Below are 20714 nucleotides of genomic sequence, written 5' to 3' on the forward strand. Positions count from 1 at the left end.
AGCACAGCCACTGGAAAACGCCAGCGACTCGAAGGTGAGTACAGTTCGATGTTCAGACGGACTTGCAGGCCCGGTCGTTGATTTGGCAACGACCCAGCGAGACTAGCCGCCAGTTCGAGGGCGCAACAGTGGGCGAAGCATGCTTCGGAAATGGACTACTCGAAATAGGGAAAATCTGATTCATCCCTGTAGGACGCACCAACAAATCATTGGCCGGGCTCCGCACTGCTTACTTTTTGAGGAAGGTTTCTACAACGCTGGCAAACCGTTCCGGTTGATCGAGCATGACGAAATGAAAACTGTCATCGATGCGGGTGAAATGGATATCAGGTGTCGAGGCATAGGCCCGACGGAACGTTGCATCGACGCTGGATGCAGGCACACCGTAAAAATCGTCGTATGCATAAACGACTTCGACCGGCGCGCTGATGCGACCGAGTTCGGGACGCAGATCAGTGATCATCAACTCATACACTGCATCCGCCACGGTCTTGCGATCAGAGCTGATCCCCGCAGAAACCACCCCTGGCCTGACCGCCTCGGTCTTGGCGAGTCGGGCGATAGATGCCTTCTGCATCGCTTCGCTCTGCTCCGGCGATGCCGACAAGAGCGAACTACGCATTGCTGCCGCCTGCGCCGTAGCGGTTTCGCTGGTGGCCGAAGGGTCAATCAGCAACGTATAGAACGGCAACGCATCGACGATCATCAAGCGCCCAACCTGATCGGGATGACGAGCCCCCAGCATCAATGCAACCTCTCCCCCCAGTGAGTGACCGATGATCACGGGTGCCTCTATATGCTGGGTGCGGATGTAGTCAGCAATTGCCTCGGCCACCGGAGCGACCACTTTCCCTTCGCTATCGGACACCGCAGGCAAACCGGCAAAGCCTGCGAGCTGCACAAGGTGAAGACGGTGGTTCTGGCGTAACCGAGCGGCAAGGTCAGCCCATACCTCGCGAGACGATGCCAGCCCCGGAATCAGGATCACATCCCTGCCCTCGCCTTCGACCTGGACCGAGATACGCTGCTGATCAGTGTGTAACGGAGACGAAGGCTGGCCGGGTGACGCCGACAGCGACGCCGACATCAACGACAAGGTAGTCCCGACTGCCGCGAGGATCGTTGCGATACGCATCAGATTCCCCTCTCCGGGCGATGTGCTGCTTGTTTCATGGCCACTCCTTTGACTGATGACAGCTAGGCACTATACGGGCTTGTCGCCACGATAAAAGGTGTTGAGGGCATTCGAGTGTGGTCCGGGTCGGTTCGGCTGACCACCCAGACCACCGGGGTCTGTTTCACACCTTCTTCAACATCCCCATATGCGCATCATCCATCAATGCCTTGGCCATATCGCTCAGGTAGTGCGATGCCCAGACCAGCACCGGTTCATTGTCCATTTGCGAAATCCTCTCTCGTGGAAAAGCCATAACTCATTGATTTAGCTCAACCCTGTAGGAGCGGCCTTGCGCCGAGATCCGGCACCCCCAGTCTTGAAATACATTAGGTTCGTCGCTGATGCTCACACCGGTCCCACACTCCGATACCGATGCCTTGCTAGGTACAGCGCACGATCGCTCGCTGACCCTGGACGATTTATCGGTTTACTGCCGAAGCCCAGACCTGCGATCTGCCGATCTGCTCAATGCCCTATCAATCGAAACGGCCCGACGATTCATTTCGGGGGCAATATCGTATGAGGCTGGCGATAACATCATGAATGGCCTATTCACCGCCATCGTCGAACTGAGCATGGACGAGCAGATGCCACAGCCGGCATTTGACATCTACCTGGCATTCGATGACGGGGAATACCACCGTCCAGGGGACTCGGAACACATACAGCCGTCAGAGCGCTATACCAAACCTTATTTGACAGAGATCTTAAAAGACCTCGATAGCGCCCAGTGATCAAGGCACACGGTTGAAGCGCACCTCCAAGTGTGACCTGGATCGGTGCGGCTGGCCGACCCAGACCACCGGGGCCTGTTTCACACCTTCTTCAACATCCCCATATGCGCATCATCCATCAATGCCTTGGCCATATCGCCCAGGTAGTGCGATGCCCAGACCAACACCGGTTCGTTGTCCATCACACCGATGAAGGAAGCCCGGCGTGCACTGTCGAGCAGCACGGAAGCCTGCTCCATGGCGTGGCTCGCGCAGTTGCCGGGCTCTACGCGGAACAGGCGCGTACCTTTGGTGGCGCCTTCCAGGCAGGTGCAGGTGCCGACGGTCCAACCGAGTTGACCGTGGTCTGCAGGGGTTTCGTTGTCCATTTGCGAAATCCTCTCTCGTGAAACTAACCGTAACTCATTGATTTAGCTCGACCCTGTAGGAGCGGCCTTGCGCCGCGAAAGGGCTGCGCAGCGGCCCCGGCAATTTTGATTGCGCGCGGAACCTGGGACCTGTGGCAGCTCTATCAGTGCAATGTGTATGACGGCGGTCGCGCACTCATCTGGAGCTGAACCAGTGCCGACTCCAGCAGCATGCGAGTGGCATCAAGCTCGTGCATCATCGTCAGTATCACCAGAGTGGCCGGTGATTTCGGCAGATGGCTGAACGACTGATGGGCGACGGCCAGCGCGCACATGACGTACTCGGTGGCCTGGACCAACGTGTCTTCAAGGAGATGAGGGGATTCAGCGGACGGGGGTGGATCCGGGACGATCTTGAGCATGATGAAATTCTCTAGTTGCGCTGATCGGACCGCAGCCCATCGCTTGCAGGCGATAGGGTGGCGGCTACGTACGGGCCTGCAAGACCGGGGCAACTAGAGTAAGCCCGGCTGACCCGAAGGCCACCCGTACGCAGCCACCATAACGCACTGCCAATGGCTTGAGACCAATGGCAAGGGGTGGCGCTGATCTAGTTGTCCCGCTCAGGCTTGCAGACCCGGCCGCTACTTTTTGCAGCGACCCTGCGAGACTAGACCTCTGTTGGAGGGCGTAAAAGCGGCTAAAGCATGCTTCGGAAATGGACTACTCGAAATAGGGAAAATCTGATTAATCCCTGTAGGACGCAACGCGGGATCTCTCCCCTGCCCGTCTACCCAGCCCCAAAAAAGACGGTTTACATCTCACCCAGAGCTTGTAGAGAATCCCCCACTTTTGGTCATCAGGTCTGAGAAGTTGCATATGCCCTACATCATGCAAGCCGCCATCCTTCTGGTACTGGGCGCACTCATCGTTCAGTTTCTGAAACCATACCCCTTACGCAAGTGGCTGGGCGTGGCGCTGTTGACGGCGGGCCTGGTCGGTATCTTCAAATTCGACCAGCAGCCGGTGCTGGGCTTTGACCTGGAGCTGCTGGCGCTCCTAGCCGTGCCGTTGGGCGCGGTGCTGTTCATGACGCGGCGGCGGTTCACGGAGGTGGGCTAAGCCCAGGTCCGGCTCTTGTCGACATCACGGGATCCATTGGGCTACACAATCGTGCCGTGAACAAAGTTACAAGCGATATCAACGTGGGAGCGGGCTGGCCCCGCGATGCGGCGTATGGCACCGGCGTTGCCGGTGATCGCGGGGCCAGCCCGCTCCCACGCAGCCCAACAATCAGGCTGCGTTGAAAACACTGCCTTGGAGCAATGTCCGCTCCTGGTCGAGACGAAGAGTCTGAGCGTACGCGCAATCTCTCGGGCCTTGCCTGCGCAGGCTTTAGATTGATAGACAGCAAGAGCACTTCAGCCCGATCAGGCGGCCCCCTTCGCCTGCTGCTCCAGATGCACCTGCAACGTCGGATCGATCCCCAACGCACTGGCCAACTCATCAAGGTAGGCCCGCTCCGCGTCCTGCTGGTCATCCACCAGCATCACACTGGCCAGGTACATTTCCGCAGCCATGCCCGGGTCCTGGGCCGACTGCGCCACCTCGGCGGCATCGAGTGGCTTGCTGACTTCCTCGTCCAGCCACTGCTGCAGTTGCGGGTCGCTGGTGTGACGTTTGATTTCAGCGTAGATCAACTGTTCTTCCTGCTGGTCGATGCGACCGTCAGCCTTGGCTGCCGCAATCAGCGCACGCAAGATCGCATGGCTGTGATCTTCGGCCTCGGGGCCAGACAATTGATCCACGGTACGCACGGCCTGTTGCGGGGCTGCCGCCTGGCTGCGCTGCCAGCTTTGATAAGCCTGGAACGCCATCATGCCCAACGACGCCAGAGCCGCGTAATTGACGCCACCAGCAGAGCGTCCCTGAGCGGAAGCGCCAGCGTTGCCACCACCGCCACCCAAAATGCCGCCCAGTAAACCACCAAGACCACCACCACCCCCTGCTCCACTGCCACCGCCAAGCAGCCCACCCAGCAAGCCACCCAGTCCATCTTGCGCTGACATGCCGCCGCGCCCTTGTTGCGCTTGCGAGCCCTGCCCGGCCCGAAGCAACTGTTCCAGTAGATCACTCGTGTTCATGGCACCGCCCTCGGTCGGTAGTCGTCGCCCAGACAAGCAACGATAGCCCCCGCAAGGCGAACCGCCATTACCGTCTGGCCGACGGGTAACCAGGGCTTAGCCTGCGCAGCTAAATAACACACACCCAACAAACGGCAGCTTTCGACTCACTGCTGACGGTAGAAACTGAGGTCGAAATCAGGAACGATAAAGTCCACGCAGATCAAGCGATATTCTCTATGTAGGTGCTGATGACTCTTTATATATCACTGACAAACATAGGCGAATGGATTTCCGCCCCCCGGGCAGAAGCCTGGGCACAAATTAAGTCGCACTAATCCACTGGCGCACCTTGGCTCAACTGCCGTTGGGCTGGCTGACGATCCCCAACACCCACAGATTTGCATCCCATAACCAGGAGGGAACCCAGTCCTAACCTGCTGCGGGAAGCCTTGAGTAGGGGCCTGGCTCGGCTGTGGTACCTGACTGGCCGGTATCGTCTGAGCCAATCTCATGCGGATCTGGTCCTCGAGGTCATATGCCTCGCGCTCGAACCTATTATTGCGATTCTGACAGCCCCCACACTCCAGGTACTGCCTGCTGTACTCACATTTGAATCGATCAGCACCAGCAATCCGATACTGTCTGAGATGAACGACTTCATGGGCAAGCACAGAGGCCGTTTCGAAACGGTTACTCTTCAAGGCTACATCCAAGTAAATACGCCCCCGGTCCGGGGCCATCCCATCGGCTCCCTGCAAGGGACACCAGCGCACCTGAATACCGTTTAGCTCGCCAGCAGTAATAACGCCGGTCTGCTGAAGAACTGCAGCGGCCTGGTCAATTAGGTGTTGATCGTCTAACCGCGCATCCCAGTTCGAACACCTAGCAATCACAGCCCCAGTTATTGCCTGAAAGGGTGCCGCGCATGCTTGATTACCAACCACCTCCACTCCCTCTCGCGGAGTAAGCGGTATGTTTGGTATTTGAGTATTTAACGCGCACGCTGCCTTTTTCGCCGCCTCGCACTTCCCGTGGCACATGGGCTCAATGAACTCTACTGGCGGAAAATCTGTGCGCACGCGACATTGATTATGACAGTCAGTCCGACAGTCTTCTGCAACGGCAACGGTAACGAAAGCCATCCAAATCCAACCAATCGCAACGAAAATCCTAGAGAGCATGTTGACCTCCCCTACCACTCAGGTAGTGGTACAAAACGCCGTAAACACACAGCAATCATCTATTTTAGATAAACGAATTTTTAGACAATTGGCGAGCCTTATGAAAACAACTCACCCAAGAGCCGCAACCTCGATGCCTAAGGGATACATTAGTTCACAGGCAGGCGTGATCTATACGAAATCTAACTTGATCAAATAGCTAAATGGTTGCAAAGGCACTGCGAACACACCTAACCGACACCACCGCTGTAGGCCATGGCGTTCACCTAAGGTTTGTACGAAAAGTAGCCGAGCGGCGATCAGGCAAGGCGGAAACAGGCGAGGAAGCGGAGTTTACGGGTTGTAAATGAGCATTCCGAGCCTGTTTTCAACGCAGCATGATCGTCGCGCAGGCACTTTTCGTAAAATGCCTAGGATCTTCTGATGAAAACTGGGACATAGTCGCCGAGCTTTTGACTGCACATCGGCGTACGGGACTTCCAAGAGCTGATGACCACTTGATGCTCCAACGGCGTGCTGTGGGTGCTTTGTTCCGGCGCAGCCTGGCGGGATATACCCGAGCAATTCGGCCCGTGGTCAACGGTTTATCAGCAATTTCGAGATTGACGAAATCAGGGCGCCTTCAACCAGATGCTCAGACAACTACATGTCAGACTCAATGCCGAGGGACTGCTGGATCTGGATCACCTTGTGCGTAGACTCAACGGCAGCCAAAGTGACTCGAGCCTCTTCCGGAATAGGCATAAAATGAGGGCCAGAAGGACCAGCAGACCACGCGCTCGGTAGAAGCCGGGGTGGGTTGTCTACGAGAAATCATGTGAGTGATATTTCCCATGCTCTGCCTTTGCTAGACGACGTCTACCTCCCTGGCCGCGTAAGCAATGCCGCATGCTCGTGGCCGATATAGGCTACGACTCAGATTCTCTGCGGCAGCACTGCGACCGGCATCACATGCAACTGGTGACTCCTTTTCGAGCGATGAAGCACAAGCCGAAACCTGAGTTGTCGCGCGTCTCGACAAAAGCGTTCCGCTGCCAATAGTTGGGATTGTCAAATCCGGCGAGGTAAGCCCGGCTTCGGTTCGAGCTTCATGCCACGCAGCGGAATCAACGGCTACATCCGATAGCGGTCGCAGTATTACCGCAAGGATTACGCGTCATAGCCGTTGTCGGCCAAGAGCCAGCGGCAAATCTTGCGTGACCGACCTCAATCCGAAGGGATGTGGACACCGTCCAGCAATCATTCGCTATGTTCTTTAAATCCACGGATGATCCATGCTGAAGCCCATTCAATCGCATAGAGAGCTACGCATGGCAGCAGCCCAAACACTATAAACAATAGGAGCCTGTGCCCTATTGATTCGTAATCTGGCTCAAAAGCCTTCCAAATCCCGAAAGCCAGCATCGGTACGCAAGCTACAACCCACAACCGTTGCCATCCCCTGAGTTTTATAGCCATTCTAGCTTACTCGTATTGTTATCAGCACGAGATTAAACGCCTTGTCGAAGCTTTACTGAAGCTACTTCACCCAAAAGGGTCGCCTGTGTTTGTGGTATAGCAGAGCCACATAAACGTGCAAGCATACTTTTGGGCAGATTCAGAGGAAACTGTACGCGACTGCCCCCTGAGAGTTGGACTGTACAAGAGGATGGTGGGTGATGGTTGACCAGCATTCAAATGATCAGCGCCGAGGCCGTGAAGTCGCCCCTCGCTTCGTACTTAGACGACCGCATGGGCCGAAAGACAGACTATCTGCGCCCTGCTTTTTTCGACCCATAGCTGCCCTCGCTAAGCCAACGACCAGACTCCTTGAGCCTTTGGCATAAGAATTCCAATGCTCGCTGGAACACCGGATGGCAATCGGCGTAGGGAAGCTCTTTTAACGGAGCCCAGAAAAACTCGAACACATGGCTGTGGTCATGCAGTGTCTGATGAGCCCAGCTCTCTGGCAGATCTCGCCCTGCTCGACAAAGGTGAAACGACCATATCTGATCCCGATATCCAGTGTTCCAGCACCCCAGATCTAGCTCAACTATAGCGTCGTCGATACCAGACTCCTCTGCCAGCTCACGCAACGCGGCCTCGCTGGGTGTTACTCCACTCTCGATAGTACCTTTTACCAGTTGGGTACCTGCCAAAGGGTGTCGGAACAGGAGAAGCCTGGTCGGTAGCGAGGACGACAGCACTACAGGGCAGGCATTGTCAGGAAACATCGCGCTCTCCATACGGGGCTCGAAAGGCCATTCATGATAGGCCTTCAGTTTGGCTTATACGAATCGAGCAACGGTGGGAATACTAGACAAGGGAACAGCGTTCGACCTGATCACCGGTCGCTCCTTTCCCCAGCGTCTGCAATGGCTCGTTAGCTACCAGTTACCGCCCCACGCCTGAGCTCCATCACTCCAGCTCTCCCCTCTACCCACATCAGGTCTGCCATCAGCCCCCTTCGACGAGAAACCTGAGTCAGCCCCCCCAACACGACCACCCAATGCCGCCTCAGCCTCAACCCGCGCTTGAATCCACTCGACAAACGCACGCACCTGCACTCGCCGCATGTTCTCCCCGCGACCAACCAGGTAATAAGCAAACCGCGAGGGCCATGCCCGATCCACCGCCACCACCAACCTGCCACTTCGCAAGTCCTCTTCGGCATGCTGCGTCTGTACCAGGGCAATACCCTGCCCACTGACAGCCGCACGCACCAACAGCAGATCCTCATCAAAGCTCGGCCCCCGGCGGCTACGGTGATCGGGCTCGACACCATGAGCCTGCAACCACAGCGTCCAGTCGGCACGCTCGGCATCCTGCAGAAGTGGGTAGTGCAGGCAGTCCTGCGGCTCGTCCAGGGCCGGCCCGCCAGCAAGCAGGCCAGGGCTGGCCACCGGCAGCAGCACAGGGGCCAGCAGCGGTATCGACTCCAGCCCCGGGTAATCGCCCAGCCCATGACGCAAGGCAATATCAACAGGCTCCCGGTGCAGGTCGACAAGCTCGGCTGTGGACTGCACCTGCACGTCGATCTCCGGGTGCAGCGCATTGAAGTCCGCCAACCGCGGCACCAGCCAGCTGGACGCGAATGACGGCTGGGTGCTGACCGTCAGGGTGTTGGCCCGTGTCAGGACTTGAAGATCGAGCAGCGCGCTTTCGATCTGGCCAAACCCACGCGACAGCCCCGGATACAGACTCGCGCCCGCCTCTGTGAGCTGCACGCCATAGCGGCTGCGGGTCAGCAAGGTAACCCCGAGGCGATCCTCCAGCAGGCGAATCTGTTGACTGATAGCACCCGGGGTCACGCCCATGCGCTCGGCGGCGGCCTTCAGGCTGCCCAGGCGAGTGGTTTCGGAAAAGGCACGCAACGCAAGCAACGGCAACACGGCACCCATGCAATACCAACCTTAGAAAAACTGATCTGAGCAAGTGGAATGATCGTTCGTAAACCACCTGGATGATACCTAGCATAGCGTTGTGCCAGACACATTCGAATCAGTTTTATTAAGGTGAATAACATGCCGGACCCTGCGTTTGTGCTTTACACCGACAGCTCCCCCAACGGTTTCAAGATCACCATTGCCCTCGAGGAGCTGGGGCTGCCTTATCGCCTGGTCCACGTGAACATCGACCTGGGCGAGCATCGCCACGAAGACTTCCTGGCACTCAACCCGGCAGGCCGCATCCCGGTGCTGATAGACCGCAAGGCCGGCATTGTGCTGTTCGAATCAGCCGCGATTCTGTTGTACCTGGCGCAACACAGCGGCCAGCTGCTCGAACAGGCCGCGCAACCGCGTTGGGCGGCAATCACCTGGCTGATGCACCACAGCGCCAGCATGGGCCCCTTGCTGGGTCAGCGCGTGCACTTCGAGTGTTTCGAGCCCATCCCCAATCCTGCGGCGCAGAAGCGCTACCGCGCCCTCACCGAGGATGCCTTCGCACTTCTCGACCAGCAGCTTGCAACCCGCCCATGGTTGGCCGGCGAATCCTATTCGATTGCAGATATCGCCAGCTTCGCCTGGCTGCACATCGCCGAGATCGTTGGCTTCGACTTCAGTTCCTACCGCCATCTGAATCGCTGGTACCGGCAGATCGAGCAGCGTCCCGCCGTGCAACGCGGCATTCGTCTCCCGGCGCCCGCCACCGGCCCCTGACTCCCCGACCAAGGAATGTCCATGACCCCTATCAGCACCCAGGGCGCCAGCGCCGATGCCTTCGCCCTGCATCCCGGTTACCGTCGTATGTTCGCCCACGGTCAGTTGACCCTGGGCATCTTCCTGCCGCTTCGTTTCTATGACGGCGATATGGGCGTGCTGCACGGACAGGCGCAACTGCTCAGCGAGATCGACCGCCTGGGCTTTGCCGCCGCCTGGGTACGTGATGTGCCCTTGTACGATCCTGCCTTCGGTGATGCCGGCCAGGTATTCGATCCGTTCACCTACCTGGCCTATCTGACGGCCCATACCCGCAGGATCACCCTGGCAACCGGCAGCGCGATTTTCACGCTGCGCCACCCCATCGACCTGGCGAAGGCCGCGACCAGTCTGGACTGTCTGTCAGGTGGACGCCTGGTGTTGGGTATCGCCTCGGGCGATCGACCGGTGGAGTTTCCGGCCTATGGCCTGGCCCATGACGGCCGAGGGGAACGCTTCGCGCAGAGCGTGGACTACTTCCGCCGACTGCTGGCCGGCCATCCTGCACCGATCCATTCGCCACTGGGACAGCTTGATGGCGCCCAACTGCTCCCCAAAGCCGTCACTGGACGGATCCCGCTGCTGGTGACCGGTTCATCGCGCCAGTCCTTGCAACGGCTTGGCGAGCAGGCCGACGGCTGGATCACCTACCCCGACGCCACCCACAATATCCTTGGGCCTCGGCGCCTGGCCGAGAAGATCAGTGCCTGGCGGGCGCTCATTCCCGGCGGAGGCTTCCGCCCGCATGTCACCAATGAATGGATCGACCTGGATGAAGACCCGACCTTCCCGCGCACGCCGCAACAAGGTGGCTACGTGTTGCGCACCGGTCGAAATGGCCTGATCGATCTGCTGCATGAGTGGCGTGACGCCGGGGTCAATCATGCGGCACTAGGCATGCAGATGGCGCGGCGCCCGCCGTTGGAAATCATTCAGGAACTGGCCGAAGAAGTGCTGCCGCTGTTTCCCTCACTGGCAGGTCCAGAACCTCATGCGCAAGCCTGGTAGCCGAGGCCAGACCATCACGGCCTCACGCGGCGCCGCTCAGCCATATCACCGGTATGGCTGTTTTTTCAGTAGATGCATCAAAGGTCAGAAACAGGCACTCGATAATCACCCCGACAAAGAACGTCCTGATGTGATGAAAGCCCCCCGCTGTCGTACCATCGGCCCATCGACAGAACGGAGGTTGATAGGGTGACGGGGCAGAGCAAACGGATCGTTGTCATTGGCGCAGGTATCATGGGCGCATCCCTGGCGTATCACCTGGCGCGTAAAGGCGCGAAGGTCACCGTGGTCGATGCTGAAGGCATAGCGTCAGGCGTGACCAGCCGCTCATTCGCCTGGATCAACACCTCATCCTCCGAATCCGACCCCATCGCACAATTGCGTGGCGCCGCCATCGAGGCGTACCGCCAACTCGAGACGGAGCTGCCCGGCTTGACGGTGCGATGGACAGGCACCTTGTCCTACAGCGAGATGTCAAGTGCAGCGCCGTCAACTGCAAGCAACCCGCCTGAGGTTTACAAGCTCTCTCGATCACAGATTCAAGACCTTGAGCCCAATCTCAAGCACCCGCCTGAGTCTGCTTCCTATGCGCCAGCAGAAGGCGCGCTGGACCCCGTGGCCACTACCCATGCGTTGATCGCAGGTGCCGAGGCCCATGGCGCGAGCATGCTCACTGGAACGCCAGTGCTCGGCCTTGCAATCCAGCATGCAAAGGTGACCGGCGTTAAAACTGCCATGGGCATCATCGAAGCCGATATCGTCGTCGTGGCAGCCGGGACAGGTATCACGAAGCTGACGGACAAGCTGGACGTGTCGCTTCCGATAGAGGCCTCACCTGCCCTGCTCATCCGCTACAAGACGCAACCCGACCTGGTGCGCACCCTCATCTCCAGCCCTGCAATGGAAGTAAGGCAAACTGCGCAAGGGACGCTGCTGGCAGCAGAAGATTACCTGGACGACACCGTGGAAAATCAGCCGGCCGCGATAGCGCTACGAACGGCCAAGGCCATTCAAAACGAGCTCCATGGCGTCACTTCCATAGAGCCGGAATGGGCGGGTATCGGGTTCAGGCCCATGCCTGCCGATGGGACTCCCATCATCGGTTATCTACCCAAAGTGGGCGGCGTCTATGTATGTGCAGTGCACCCCGGCGTTACGTTGGCGGCGATAGTGGGGAGACTCGCCAGCGAGGAGATCATCGATGGCGAGGTTTGCAGTGCCCTGGGGCCATGTCGGCCAGATCGCTTTGTCCCAAGTCCAGTCAAGTGATGCGCGACTCCGACCGCTCCCCGCCTGTTTTAGCCTTGCCGCCGCTCGGCGACTTTCCGTACAGGTGTAACAGCTAAACCCTACTAGATCGACTGCATCAGGAAGGGAACAGCTTACTCAGACAACTGAGTTTTTTCTTGTAGGACCGTCGGGCTTGCAGCGCCTCTTCCAGTGTCACCGCAACGAAGCGGGCCTTCTGGTTGGGTTGCATCTGGCCGACCAGGTCGAGGTCGGCGCTGATCACCGTGCCGATCATCGCGTAGCCGCCACCGGACACTGCATCGCGGTGCAGGATGATGGGCTCGAGCCCTGCCGGCACCTGGATCGAGCCGATCGGGTAGCAGCTGTCGACGATGTTCGAAGGGTCGGAGCCGGCGCCGAATGGCTGCTCGCGAGGCTGGAAGCTCAGCGGGCTGCCACCCTTGAAGCGATAGCCGATGCGATCGGCCTCCGAGCCGACGGTCCAGACTTCGGCAAAAAAGCTGTCCGCCGCCGCCAGGGTCAAGCGCTCGTAGTACAGCCCCGGTACCACCCGCAGGGTGATCTCCCCTCCCAGCGACTGTCGCAAGGCCATGGGCAGGCTCGCCCCGGCACGCCCCTTGCCGCTGGCGGCGCCGATCGGCAGTTCATCACCAATCACCAGCCTGCGCCCCTGAAAACCACCCAGCGCCCCCAGCGCGTAGGTGGAACGACTGCCGAGCACCACCGGCACATCGATACCGCCGGCCACCGCCAGATAAGCCCGCGCGCCAGCCTTGGGAAAATCGAAACGCAGCACTTGCCCGGCCTTCACTTCAAAGGCGGTGTCCAAGTGCATGTCCACGCCATCGACCTTCGGCGTCATCTGCGCACCACATACCGCCACCAGGGCGTCCTGCTGAAACTCCAGCTCCGGCCCCAGCAAGGTGCACTCCAGCGCCGCCGAATTGGCCGGATTGCCCACCAACTGGTTGGCCGCGCTCAGGGCGTACTGGTCCAGCGCCCCGGAAGGCGGGATACCCAGATGGTAGTAGCCTTCGCGGCCGAGGTCCTGCACCGAGGTGGCCAGACCGGGTTTGAGCACCTTGATCATGCCAGCACCTCCTGCAGCGACTTGGGATAGCCGATCGGGTCGGCGAGGAACGCATCGAGCGAGAACTCGATTGGACGAATGCGCAGATCGAAGCGCCCGGCTTCGACCTCGGCCACGGCGTGGTCATAGGCATCGCGGTCCATCGGCTTGAACTGCACGATGTCACCGGGACGGAAGAACACCATGTGCTCCTTCAGGTACGCCAAGCTCTGCTGCGGGTCGTAGATCGGTGCCGGAGTGACGCCAAACATCTGGTAACCACCGGCGCCACGTACCGAGTAAATACAACCGAAGCAGCCGCCATGGCCCAGGGTCAGCTTCGGCGTGTCGGTACGCGGTCGCAGGTACTTGGGCACCTGCAACTGGCGTTCGCGCTCGACCATCTGGAACATGAACGGCAGGCCCGCCACAAAGCCCACCATCGACACGAACCACGGCGCGCCACTGTGGGCGGCGATGAACGCCTCGACGTCGGCCAAGCCGTTGATGCGCGCGGCGTACTCCAGGTCCGTGGCATTCGGGTCCTGGTGGCGGTCGCGAAAGCGCATCAGGGTTTCGTGGGTCCAGGGATCGTTGTAGAGCACCGGGATTTCGATTATCCGGGTGTGCAGGGTGCGCTCGGCCACGGCCTGGGCCTCGGCCCCCTTCACCGCTTCAAGCAGATCGGCCGGCGCGATGCGATCCGGGTCAAAGCGGATCTGGAACGAGGCGTTGGCCAAGCACACGTCGAGCACGCCATCGAGGGCCAGACGCTCCACCGCGCGGGTGACCGCCATGCCCTTGAAGAAGGCTTCAAGGGACATGCTCTCGCTGACTTCGGCAAACAGATGTTCGTCGGCGCCAAAGCTGTAGCGAATCGGACTGCTCATGCTGCACCTCCACTGCGGCGTTCGGCCAGCCAGGTTTCCAAAGTGCCGGTGTGGAAATCGGCGGTGTGCAACCAGGGTTGCTCCAGCAGTTCGCCATGCAACGACAAGGTGCTGGCCATGCCGGTGAGCGTGGTCTGCTCAACCGCCAGTCGCGCGCGGACCAGGGCTTCGGCGCGATCACGACCATGAACGATCAGCTTGGCCAGCAGCGAGTCATAGTATGGCGGCACCCGGTAGCCCTCATACAGATGGCTGTCGACACGCACGCCCTCGCCTTGTGGCCAGTTCAGCGCTTGCACAAGCCCTGGGCTTGGGAAGAAATCCCGCGCGGGGTCTTCGGCGTTCAGGCGCATCTGCAGGGCTGCGCCGTTGAGCTCGATATCGCTTTGCTTGAGTCCCAGTGGCTCGCCACCGGCAATGCGCAACATGGCTTGGACCAGATCGATACCGGTGATCAGTTCGCTGACCGGATGTTCCACCTGGATCCGTGTGTTCATCTCGATGAAGAAAAACTCGCCAGTGACGTCGTCGTACAGATACTCAAGGGTGCCGGCGCCCTTGTATCCCAGCGCCTCGGTCAGGCGCACGGCGCTCGCGCACAGGGCTTCGCGCTGCTGCGCATCGAGGACCGGCGACGGCGCTTCTTCGAAGATCTTCTGGCGACGGCGTTGCAGCGAACATTCGCGCTCGAACAGGTGCACCGCCTGCTTGCCGTCGCCCAGCACCTGCACTTCGATATGCCGGGCCTTGCCGATGAAGCGCTCCAGATACACCGCGCCATTGCCAAAGGCGGCCTGGGCTTCGCGCTGGGAACGGGGGAATTCTTCGCGCAACTGTTGTAGGTTTTGCGCCAGGCGAATGCCGCGTCCGCCGCCTCCGGCCGAGGCCTTGATCAGCAGCGGGAAACCGACGGATTTGGCGGCTTCGAGCGCCGATTCCACATCGAACAGTTCATCGGCAGAACCGGGCACCACCGGCACGCCCGCCGCTTGCGCGGTGCGCCGGGCTTCGGCCTTGTCACCCATACGGCGGATGGTCTCGGGGCATGGGCCGACGAAAATCGCCCCAGCCGCGAGTACCGCTTCGGCGAATTCGGCGTTTTCCGAAAGAAAGCCGTAACCGGGGTGCACCGCGTTGGCCCCGGTGGCCTTCAGGGCACCGAGCAAGGCCTCGACATTGAGGTAGCTCTTGTCAGCGCGGGCCGGGCCGAGGATGTGCACTTCGTCGGCCATGCGCGCGGCCTGGGAATCGATGTCTGCTTCGCTGCACGCCGCCACGGTTGGAATCCCGAGCGCTTTCGCGGCACGGATAATCCGCACGGCGATCTCGCCACGGTTGGCGATCAGCAGTTTACCAATGCCTTGGGTCATGGTCGTGCCCTCACGCGTCTTCGAGTGTCGCGATGACCTGACCCGGCTCCACCGGATCACCGTCTTCGACCAGAAACGCGTCCAGGCGCCCTGCCGTACCCGCGGTCAGTTCGGAAAACTGCTTCATGACCTCGATCAGGCCAATCACCGTGTCGGCGCTGACGCTGGCACCGGCCTCGACGTAGTTCGGCGATTCCGGGGTGGCCTTGCGGTAGAAAGTCCCCGGCAATGGGGTGATGACTGTGTGCTGCGCCATGTCTGTTCCTCTTGGAATAGTTGTAGAAAGGCAGGCAAAAAATCTGTGTGTCGAGCAAACCCTGGCGTCTGCGTGCCAGGTGTCTTCGATTGCGTTATCGCGGTGCGCGCACCTCGATCCTCGCGCTGTCCAGCGCTTTGCGGGTGGCCTCGACCAGTGCCAGGGCACCGGGTGTATCGCTGTGCAAGCAGATGGAATCGAATTCGATCGCCAGGTCTTCGCCCTCCACGGTGCGCACCACGCCCTCCTGGCAGGCACGCAGTACTCGCGCCGCTACTTGCGTCGGGTCGTAGGCACGCACGTTGCGGGTGAAGACGATGGAGCCGCTGAGGTCGTATTCGCGGTCGGCGTAGAACTCGCGGATCACCGGTTGGCCCAGCTCCGTGGCGATACGCCAGATCGCCGAGTCGGGCATGCAATACAGCAGCAGCTCGGGCTCCAGGCGCTGCAGGTTTTCCACCAGCAAACGCGCCGCTTCCTCGTCCCGGGCCAGGTGCATGTACAGCGCACCGTGGGGTTTGATGTGTTGCAGGGCCACGCCTTGAACCCGGGCGAGCTCACGCAGGGCGCCCAGCTGATACAGCATGTCGTCCACCAGCTCCTGGGCCGATGCATGGATGTGGCGGCGGCCGAACCCGACCAGGTCGCGAAAGCCCGGATGGGCACCGACGGCCACGCCCAGGCGCTTGGCCTGCTCGACCGTGCGACGCATGGTGCCGGGGTCGCCGGCATGGAAACCGGTGGCGATGTTGGCCGAGCTGATGAAGCCCATCAGTTCGTTGTCGACTCCGTCGCCGATCGTCCACGGACCGAAGCCTTCGCCCATGTCCGAATTGAAATCTACTGCCTGCATGACACGTGCTCCTGACGCTTGTGACTTCATGCAGAGCACGTTAAGTTCCAGCCACCCCCTTGGGAAGATCTATTATCCGAGGGGATATCTTCTGAAAATCAGATACCTCATCAAGCGGAGTGTTCATGTCACTGACCCTGCGCCAGGTTCGCTACTTCGTCGCCACGGCCGAGATCGGGCAAATCTCCCAAGCTGCGATTCATCTGAATATTTCCCAGTCGGCGGTGACCACTGCGATCAAGGAACTGGAGGGCATGCTCGGCACGCTACTGTTCCAGCGATCGGCCCAGGGTATGAGCCTGACCGATGCCGGACGGCACTTTCTCAATCGGGCCTACGTGATCTTGCGCAGCGTCGACGACGCCCTCAACAGCCCGCTGCCGGACGTTCGCGCCACCGGCCTGTTGCGGGTAGCGGCCAGTTACACGGTGATCGGCTACTTCCTGCCGCACCACCTGCAACGCCTGGAACACTGGCACCCGGACGTGGCCATCGAAGTGCACGAACGGGAGCGCCAGGCCATCGAGCAAGGCCTGCTGGAAGGCGAATTCGACATGGCGGTGGTGCTGACCTCGAACCTGACCCACCCGGACATCGTCTCGAAAACCCTGTTCAATTCCGAGCGCCGGCTGTGGCTGCCCAGCCATCACCCGCTGTGCGAACGCTCGGCCGTGAGCCTTGCCGACGTCACACAGGAGCCCTTCATCCTGCTTACCGTCGACGAAGCCGAACAAAGCGCCATGCGCTACTGGGAGCATGCCCACCAGCAGCCCAACGTGCGAATCCGCACCAGCTCTGTGGAAGCGGTGCGCAGCATGGTGGCCAACGGCAGCGGCGTGGCAATCCTCTCCGACCTGGTACACCGCCCCTGGTCGCTGGAGGGTAAACGCATCGAAACAGTGACCATCACCGACAAGGTCACCCCCATGAGCGTCGGCCTGGCCTGGCATCGCGAGCGGGAATTCAGCCCGGCGATGCACGCGTTTCACAATTACTTCCACGACGCCTTCCTGGCGCCGCAACAACTTTCCGCACGGCGCTGAAAGCTACGAAAGCCTATCCGGGTGATGGGCGGACGTGACGTTGCAAACGACCACTTTCGGTGGTTGTGAAATGGCGATTAAGACAGGCTGAGGAATGCATACATACTGGTGTCCTGTTGTGATACCGCTATTGCCCCATAGCCGGGCAGCTAACGGTCAGACACAGTCAGCTTTCAGCGCCGAAACTGCCTCAGCCAGTTGGCCATCGAAGTACTCCGTGTCATCGCGGGGCTCTGAATCCAACCGCCGCATGGCCTCGACCAACAGTTGAGGAACTGCGATTCGCTGGCTCAGAAAAGTAGCGACCATGAGATCTGAAAGCTCTTCAAAAGGCGTGTCCCAGGCATCTCGACAACGCTGTAGCAACGTTGTCGACGCCGCACCTTTCCAAGGGCCGATGAGGCTGGAGACTGTCGTCATTTGATCCATCGCTCCGATAGTAATTGCGCAATTTCTGACCCCGAACGGTTGTGTGAGGACTGTTTGCTCAGAGAAATGAGCGTACTCGCTGCCATTCCTTCCAGCACTCTTCTGGAGCGATGTCCTCGTAACCCCGCTCTTTTTCCAACGCGACGGCGACACTGAAGGGTATTGCTGTCGCGGTTGCATTATCGCGAATCTCAAGCACCTCATCCTCGTTGAGCTGGGAGCCTTTGCGATCCTCCGCCGCCTTAAGCAGGGATACAAGCGCCGGAACAAAAACGAGACACAGCGGATCTGTGGACAAAGGTTTACCTCTTGCGAAGTTGATTGGGACTAAGGTTGCAGCTTATAGACCCGGGCAAGCACACGCAAAGCCCAACTACACCTTGGCTGCTTTGTCAGGCAGCCACGGCGATTCGCTATGGGTCGATGGAGCTCACTCGAGAATGGCCGCTTTCGACCCATAGCTGCCGTTCGAGGTGTCTACGAAACCGAGGTCAATTCAGTCCTAAATAATCACGATGAATCTTGCTAGGCCATCAATGAATCGGATCAGGCAGACTGCCGGCTTCCAACAACTGGAAACTAACTACGGCGCGATAAAGAGAATCTGCCAGCAATCTGAGCCGTTCTACCTCCTCCGGAGATTCCCCGCCATCTTGAGCATCTCGATGTGCCTTCATCGCTGCAAGGGCTTCGAGCATCAGTGGTTCGCCTGCTCTGGGCCTCTCTTCTAAGCTTCGTTTCATTCTCTGTTCATATCTCGCAGAATAATAATTAGGGACAGCAGAAGGCCGCTATCAAAACCTGGTATTCAGAAAATCAGCTTGTAAGCCGCTTTCATGCCGGAAGGTGGCGGTGAGCTTAGACTAAAAAGCTTGACGGGGCCTGAGCGTTCCCAGCCCCTCCATGCTTCGATAGTCGACCATTACTTACATCAAACTAATCTAGGCCGGCGAATAAAAGAGCTCCTCTCTGCCTAACTCACAGCCACCTAAAACATGATGCTCGCCCCTGAGCGAGCGTGCAGTTACTATGAAAGCACGCTGGATGAGATTTCAGTCTTGGCTCGTCTGGCTAGCACGTAGTACATAATCCCCGGAAAAATCAGTCCAATGATCCAAGATATGTCCACACCGCCCAGAAGCTCGACCAAGGGACCGGCATACAAAGTAGTTGCGATGAAAGGCATCTGTACCAAAACACCTATCACATAGGTAACGATGCCGACTCCATTCCACCGGCCATATTGCCCATCAGGGTCGAAGAGCGCCTTAAGGTTATACTCTCCCTTGTTGATGAAATAGAAATCAACGAGGTTGATCGCGCTCCAGGGTGTGAAAAACGCGAGCAAGAATAAAATGAACGATTTGAACGCTGCGATGAATGAGTCTTCGCCGACAAGTGCGACAGCCGTCGAGGCGACTACAATACACAGCACGAAACCTATACGGTGCGCTTGGCTGATTACGACACTGCCTTTAAAGCCGCTTATGACGGTAGCTGCACACATGAAGCTACCATAAGCATTCAAGGTGGAGATAGTCAGCTTTCCGAACGCAATGCTAAAGTAAATCAACGCTGCGGCGAGGCCTGTGCTCCCTAGCCCTACGATAACCGATACCTCATGACCCGCAAAGTTTGATCCGGCTAGCGCAGCAGCGAACACCCCCAGAACCATGGAAGTCTGAGCTCCGATAACCGACCCAAGCCCAACAGCAAGAATAGTTTTGACTGAAGATGTTTCACCCGGCAAGTAGCGCGAATAGTCTGCCACATAGGGTCCGTATGCGATCTGCCAGGAAGCCGAAAGCGACACCGCAAGTAAAAATCTGCCCCATTCAAAATGCCGGATGGCCAGAAGTTGAGCGATATCGTGGTTCAAAGTTAGGCGAGCGAAGAGGTAGCAGAACGCAAGCACACCTACGACGCTCGCTGCTCGTCCAGCTAAATGGATAAACCGATACCCCATAATGGTCATCAACATTGTGAGGAAGGCGAAAATAAGGATGCCGCTGCTATTGCTGATACCAACCAGTTGGGCGACCGCCTGACCGGACAGAATGGCGCCGGTTGCATTGAAGCCCAGGTACATGAGCGCTACGAGAACGATGGGAATTGTAGCTCCATAGACCCCAAACTGCACCCGGCTGGAAATCATCTGCGGAAGACCTAACTTTGGTCCTTGAGCGGCATGTAGGGCCATTACGCCTCCACCAAAAACCTGCCCAACCAGCAAACCGATCAGCGACCAAAAAACATCACCGCCGAGGACCACTGCCAGCGAACCGGTGAGTAGCGCTGTGATCTGTAAGTTGCAGCCTAACCACAACGTAAATTGACTATAGAGACTTCCATGTCGTTCGGACTCTGGAATATGATCTATAGAACGAGTTTCAATGAACACTGGCTGCTGCGAGTCAATCTTGGCACTGGGCATATGCTCTCTCCACGGGCATAAAGACACTCCCGTAATTATTGTCAAGGCAAGAAATGGGCAGTAGCGAAAGCTGTTTGTGTTTTGAAATTACTTGCACTGCATTTCAAAGTGCTATTTAACCATGATCAAATGCCCTCCGCAGTTGCTTGGTATCCTGGCCGTCAACTTTGGCTATTTTCTAGTCACGAGCTCGCAGTTAGGGAAGCTTTAAATCTTAGTATCGCGGGAAACGTATGGGATCTTCTTTTTTGAATCGACCCCCGCGAATCCCGCCAATGAGTAGGTCGTGGTACCCGACGAGATTCGCAAAGGCCGAACCGGTTGCTGCACTTAGCTATTTAGTGATTGTTAAGGCAGCCCATACTTAA

General features: G+C 58.6%; 21 protein-coding genes and 3 pseudogenes. 7 read left to right on the forward strand and 17 right to left on the reverse strand.

Features of this window, described 5'->3' with window-relative positions; translation table 11 throughout:
* Positions 1-229: 229 nt before the first annotated feature.
* Together PRtIB026_RS17435 and PRtIB026_RS17440 are read right to left on the reverse strand one after the other, a co-directional pair.
* Positions 230-1135, reverse strand: a complete 906-nt coding sequence (locus tag PRtIB026_RS17435) for an alpha/beta fold hydrolase (RefSeq protein ID WP_232856073.1) — start codon at positions 1133-1135, stop codon at positions 230-232.
* A gap of 163 nt (positions 1136-1298) precedes the next feature.
* Positions 1299-1382, reverse strand: a pseudogene (locus PRtIB026_RS17440) (DUF3077 domain-containing protein); the annotation flags it as partial.
* 136 nt (positions 1383-1518) lie between these two features.
* Here PRtIB026_RS17440 and PRtIB026_RS17445 point away from each other — a divergent pair.
* A complete protein-coding gene (locus PRtIB026_RS17445) occupies positions 1519-1911 on the forward strand; it encodes a hypothetical protein (RefSeq protein WP_203652531.1) in 393 nt (130 codons plus the stop codon).
* Positions 1912-1991: 80 nt separating this feature from the next.
* On the opposite strand, the gene PRtIB026_RS17450 is transcribed toward PRtIB026_RS17445, so the two are convergent.
* Positions 1992-2279, reverse strand: coding sequence for a DUF3077 domain-containing protein (locus PRtIB026_RS17450; protein ID WP_203652530.1), 288 nt, complete (start codon positions 2277-2279; stop codon positions 1992-1994).
* A gap of 143 nt (positions 2280-2422) precedes the next feature.
* Complete coding sequence (locus PRtIB026_RS17455) at positions 2423-2680, reverse strand: hypothetical protein (RefSeq protein ID WP_203652529.1); 258 nt, start codon at positions 2678-2680, stop codon at positions 2423-2425.
* A gap of 457 nt (positions 2681-3137) precedes the next feature.
* On the opposite strand from PRtIB026_RS17455, the gene PRtIB026_RS17460 reads away from it, so the two are divergent.
* Entirely contained in the window at positions 3138-3380 is a 243-nt protein-coding gene (locus tag PRtIB026_RS17460; RefSeq protein WP_203652528.1) for a hypothetical protein, read from the forward strand.
* Between the two features lie 308 nt (positions 3381-3688).
* On the opposite strand, the gene PRtIB026_RS17465 is transcribed toward PRtIB026_RS17460, so the two are convergent.
* Positions 3689-4402: a tellurite resistance TerB family protein gene (locus PRtIB026_RS17465; protein WP_203652527.1), complete on the reverse strand. Its 714-nt coding sequence runs from the start codon at positions 4400-4402 to the stop codon at positions 3689-3691.
* A gap of 1540 nt (positions 4403-5942) precedes the next feature.
* Here PRtIB026_RS17465 and PRtIB026_RS17470 point away from each other — a divergent pair.
* Positions 5943-6588 (forward strand): annotated as a pseudogene (locus PRtIB026_RS17470) (transposase); the annotation flags it as partial.
* On the opposite strand, the pseudogene PRtIB026_RS26485 reads toward PRtIB026_RS17470, so the two are convergent.
* From PRtIB026_RS26485 to PRtIB026_RS17480, 3 genes and pseudogenes are all read right to left on the reverse strand, one after another.
* Positions 6588-6804 (reverse strand): annotated as a pseudogene (locus PRtIB026_RS26485) (IS5/IS1182 family transposase); the annotation flags it as partial. The pseudogenes PRtIB026_RS17470 and PRtIB026_RS26485 overlap by 1 nt on opposite strands.
* 509 nt (positions 6805-7313) lie before the next feature.
* Positions 7314-7778 carry an NUDIX hydrolase gene (locus PRtIB026_RS17475; protein ID WP_203652525.1) on the reverse strand — a complete coding sequence of 155 codons (465 nt, stop codon included), beginning with the start codon at positions 7776-7778 and terminating at the stop codon, positions 7314-7316.
* Between the two features lie 153 nt (positions 7779-7931).
* On the reverse strand, positions 7932-8945 hold the full coding sequence (locus tag PRtIB026_RS17480; protein WP_267812592.1) for a LysR substrate-binding domain-containing protein: 1014 nt from the start codon (positions 8943-8945) through the stop codon (positions 7932-7934).
* Between the two features lie 123 nt (positions 8946-9068).
* On the opposite strand from PRtIB026_RS17480, the gene PRtIB026_RS17485 reads away from it, so the two are divergent.
* The 3 genes from PRtIB026_RS17485 to PRtIB026_RS17495 all read left to right on the forward strand — a co-directional run bounded on the left by PRtIB026_RS17485 (position 9069) and on the right by PRtIB026_RS17495 (position 12020).
* Complete coding sequence (locus PRtIB026_RS17485; protein ID WP_232856086.1) at positions 9069-9704, forward strand: glutathione S-transferase family protein; 636 nt, start codon at positions 9069-9071, stop codon at positions 9702-9704.
* A gap of 21 nt (positions 9705-9725) precedes the next feature.
* Positions 9726-10751 carry an LLM class oxidoreductase gene (locus PRtIB026_RS17490; protein ID WP_203652523.1) on the forward strand — a complete coding sequence of 342 codons (1026 nt, stop codon included), beginning with the start codon at positions 9726-9728 and terminating at the stop codon, positions 10749-10751.
* A 234-nt stretch (positions 10752-10985) separates the two neighbouring features.
* Positions 10986-12020, forward strand: coding sequence for an NAD(P)/FAD-dependent oxidoreductase (locus PRtIB026_RS17495; protein ID WP_203652522.1), 1035 nt, complete (start codon positions 10986-10988; stop codon positions 12018-12020).
* Positions 12021-12117: 97 nt separating this feature from the next.
* Here PRtIB026_RS17495 and PRtIB026_RS17500 read toward each other — a convergent pair whose 3' ends face one another.
* The 5 genes from PRtIB026_RS17500 to PRtIB026_RS17520 form a co-directional block, all read right to left on the reverse strand.
* Positions 12118-13092 carry a biotin-dependent carboxyltransferase family protein gene (locus PRtIB026_RS17500; RefSeq protein ID WP_267812595.1) on the reverse strand — a complete coding sequence of 325 codons (975 nt, stop codon included), beginning with the start codon at positions 13090-13092 and terminating at the stop codon, positions 12118-12120.
* Positions 13089-13961: a 5-oxoprolinase subunit B family protein gene (locus tag PRtIB026_RS17505; protein ID WP_267812598.1), complete on the reverse strand. Its 873-nt coding sequence runs from the start codon at positions 13959-13961 to the stop codon at positions 13089-13091. Before PRtIB026_RS17505 ends, PRtIB026_RS17500 begins: the two co-directional genes overlap by 4 nt.
* On the reverse strand, positions 13958-15331 hold the full coding sequence (locus PRtIB026_RS17510) for an acetyl-CoA carboxylase biotin carboxylase subunit (protein ID WP_203652521.1): 1374 nt from the start codon (positions 15329-15331) through the stop codon (positions 13958-13960). The genes PRtIB026_RS17505 and PRtIB026_RS17510 overlap by 4 nt, the downstream gene beginning before the upstream one ends.
* A gap of 10 nt (positions 15332-15341) precedes the next feature.
* Positions 15342-15587, reverse strand: a complete 246-nt coding sequence (locus tag PRtIB026_RS17515) for an acetyl-CoA carboxylase (protein WP_186712444.1) — start codon at positions 15585-15587, stop codon at positions 15342-15344.
* Positions 15588-15681: 94 nt separating this feature from the next.
* Positions 15682-16440 (reverse strand): 5-oxoprolinase subunit PxpA, encoded by a 759-nt coding sequence (locus PRtIB026_RS17520; RefSeq protein ID WP_203652520.1) that lies wholly within the window; start codon positions 16438-16440, stop codon positions 15682-15684.
* A 125-nt stretch (positions 16441-16565) separates the two neighbouring features.
* On the opposite strand from PRtIB026_RS17520, the gene PRtIB026_RS17525 reads away from it, so the two are divergent.
* Positions 16566-17483, forward strand: coding sequence for a LysR family transcriptional regulator (locus tag PRtIB026_RS17525; protein WP_203652519.1), 918 nt, complete (start codon positions 16566-16568; stop codon positions 17481-17483).
* 156 nt (positions 17484-17639) lie between these two features.
* On the opposite strand, the gene PRtIB026_RS17530 is transcribed toward PRtIB026_RS17525, so the two are convergent.
* The 4 genes from PRtIB026_RS17530 to PRtIB026_RS17545 form a co-directional block, all read right to left on the reverse strand.
* Complete coding sequence (locus tag PRtIB026_RS17530; protein WP_203652518.1) at positions 17640-17903, reverse strand: contact-dependent growth inhibition system immunity protein; 264 nt, start codon at positions 17901-17903, stop codon at positions 17640-17642.
* A gap of 67 nt (positions 17904-17970) precedes the next feature.
* On the reverse strand, positions 17971-18210 hold the full coding sequence (locus PRtIB026_RS17535; protein WP_203652517.1) for a hypothetical protein: 240 nt from the start codon (positions 18208-18210) through the stop codon (positions 17971-17973).
* Between the two features lie 235 nt (positions 18211-18445).
* Positions 18446-18610, reverse strand: coding sequence for a hypothetical protein (locus tag PRtIB026_RS17540; RefSeq protein WP_324256549.1), 165 nt, complete (start codon positions 18608-18610; stop codon positions 18446-18448).
* Between the two features lie 329 nt (positions 18611-18939).
* Complete coding sequence (locus tag PRtIB026_RS17545) at positions 18940-20346, reverse strand: purine-cytosine permease family protein (protein WP_203652515.1); 1407 nt, start codon at positions 20344-20346, stop codon at positions 18940-18942.
* Between the last annotated feature and the right edge of the window lie 368 nt (positions 20347-20714).

This window comes from Pseudomonas sp. RtIB026 (genome assembly GCF_016861355.2).
Classification (GTDB): Bacteria; Pseudomonadota; Gammaproteobacteria; order Pseudomonadales; family Pseudomonadaceae; genus Aquipseudomonas; species Aquipseudomonas peradeniyensis.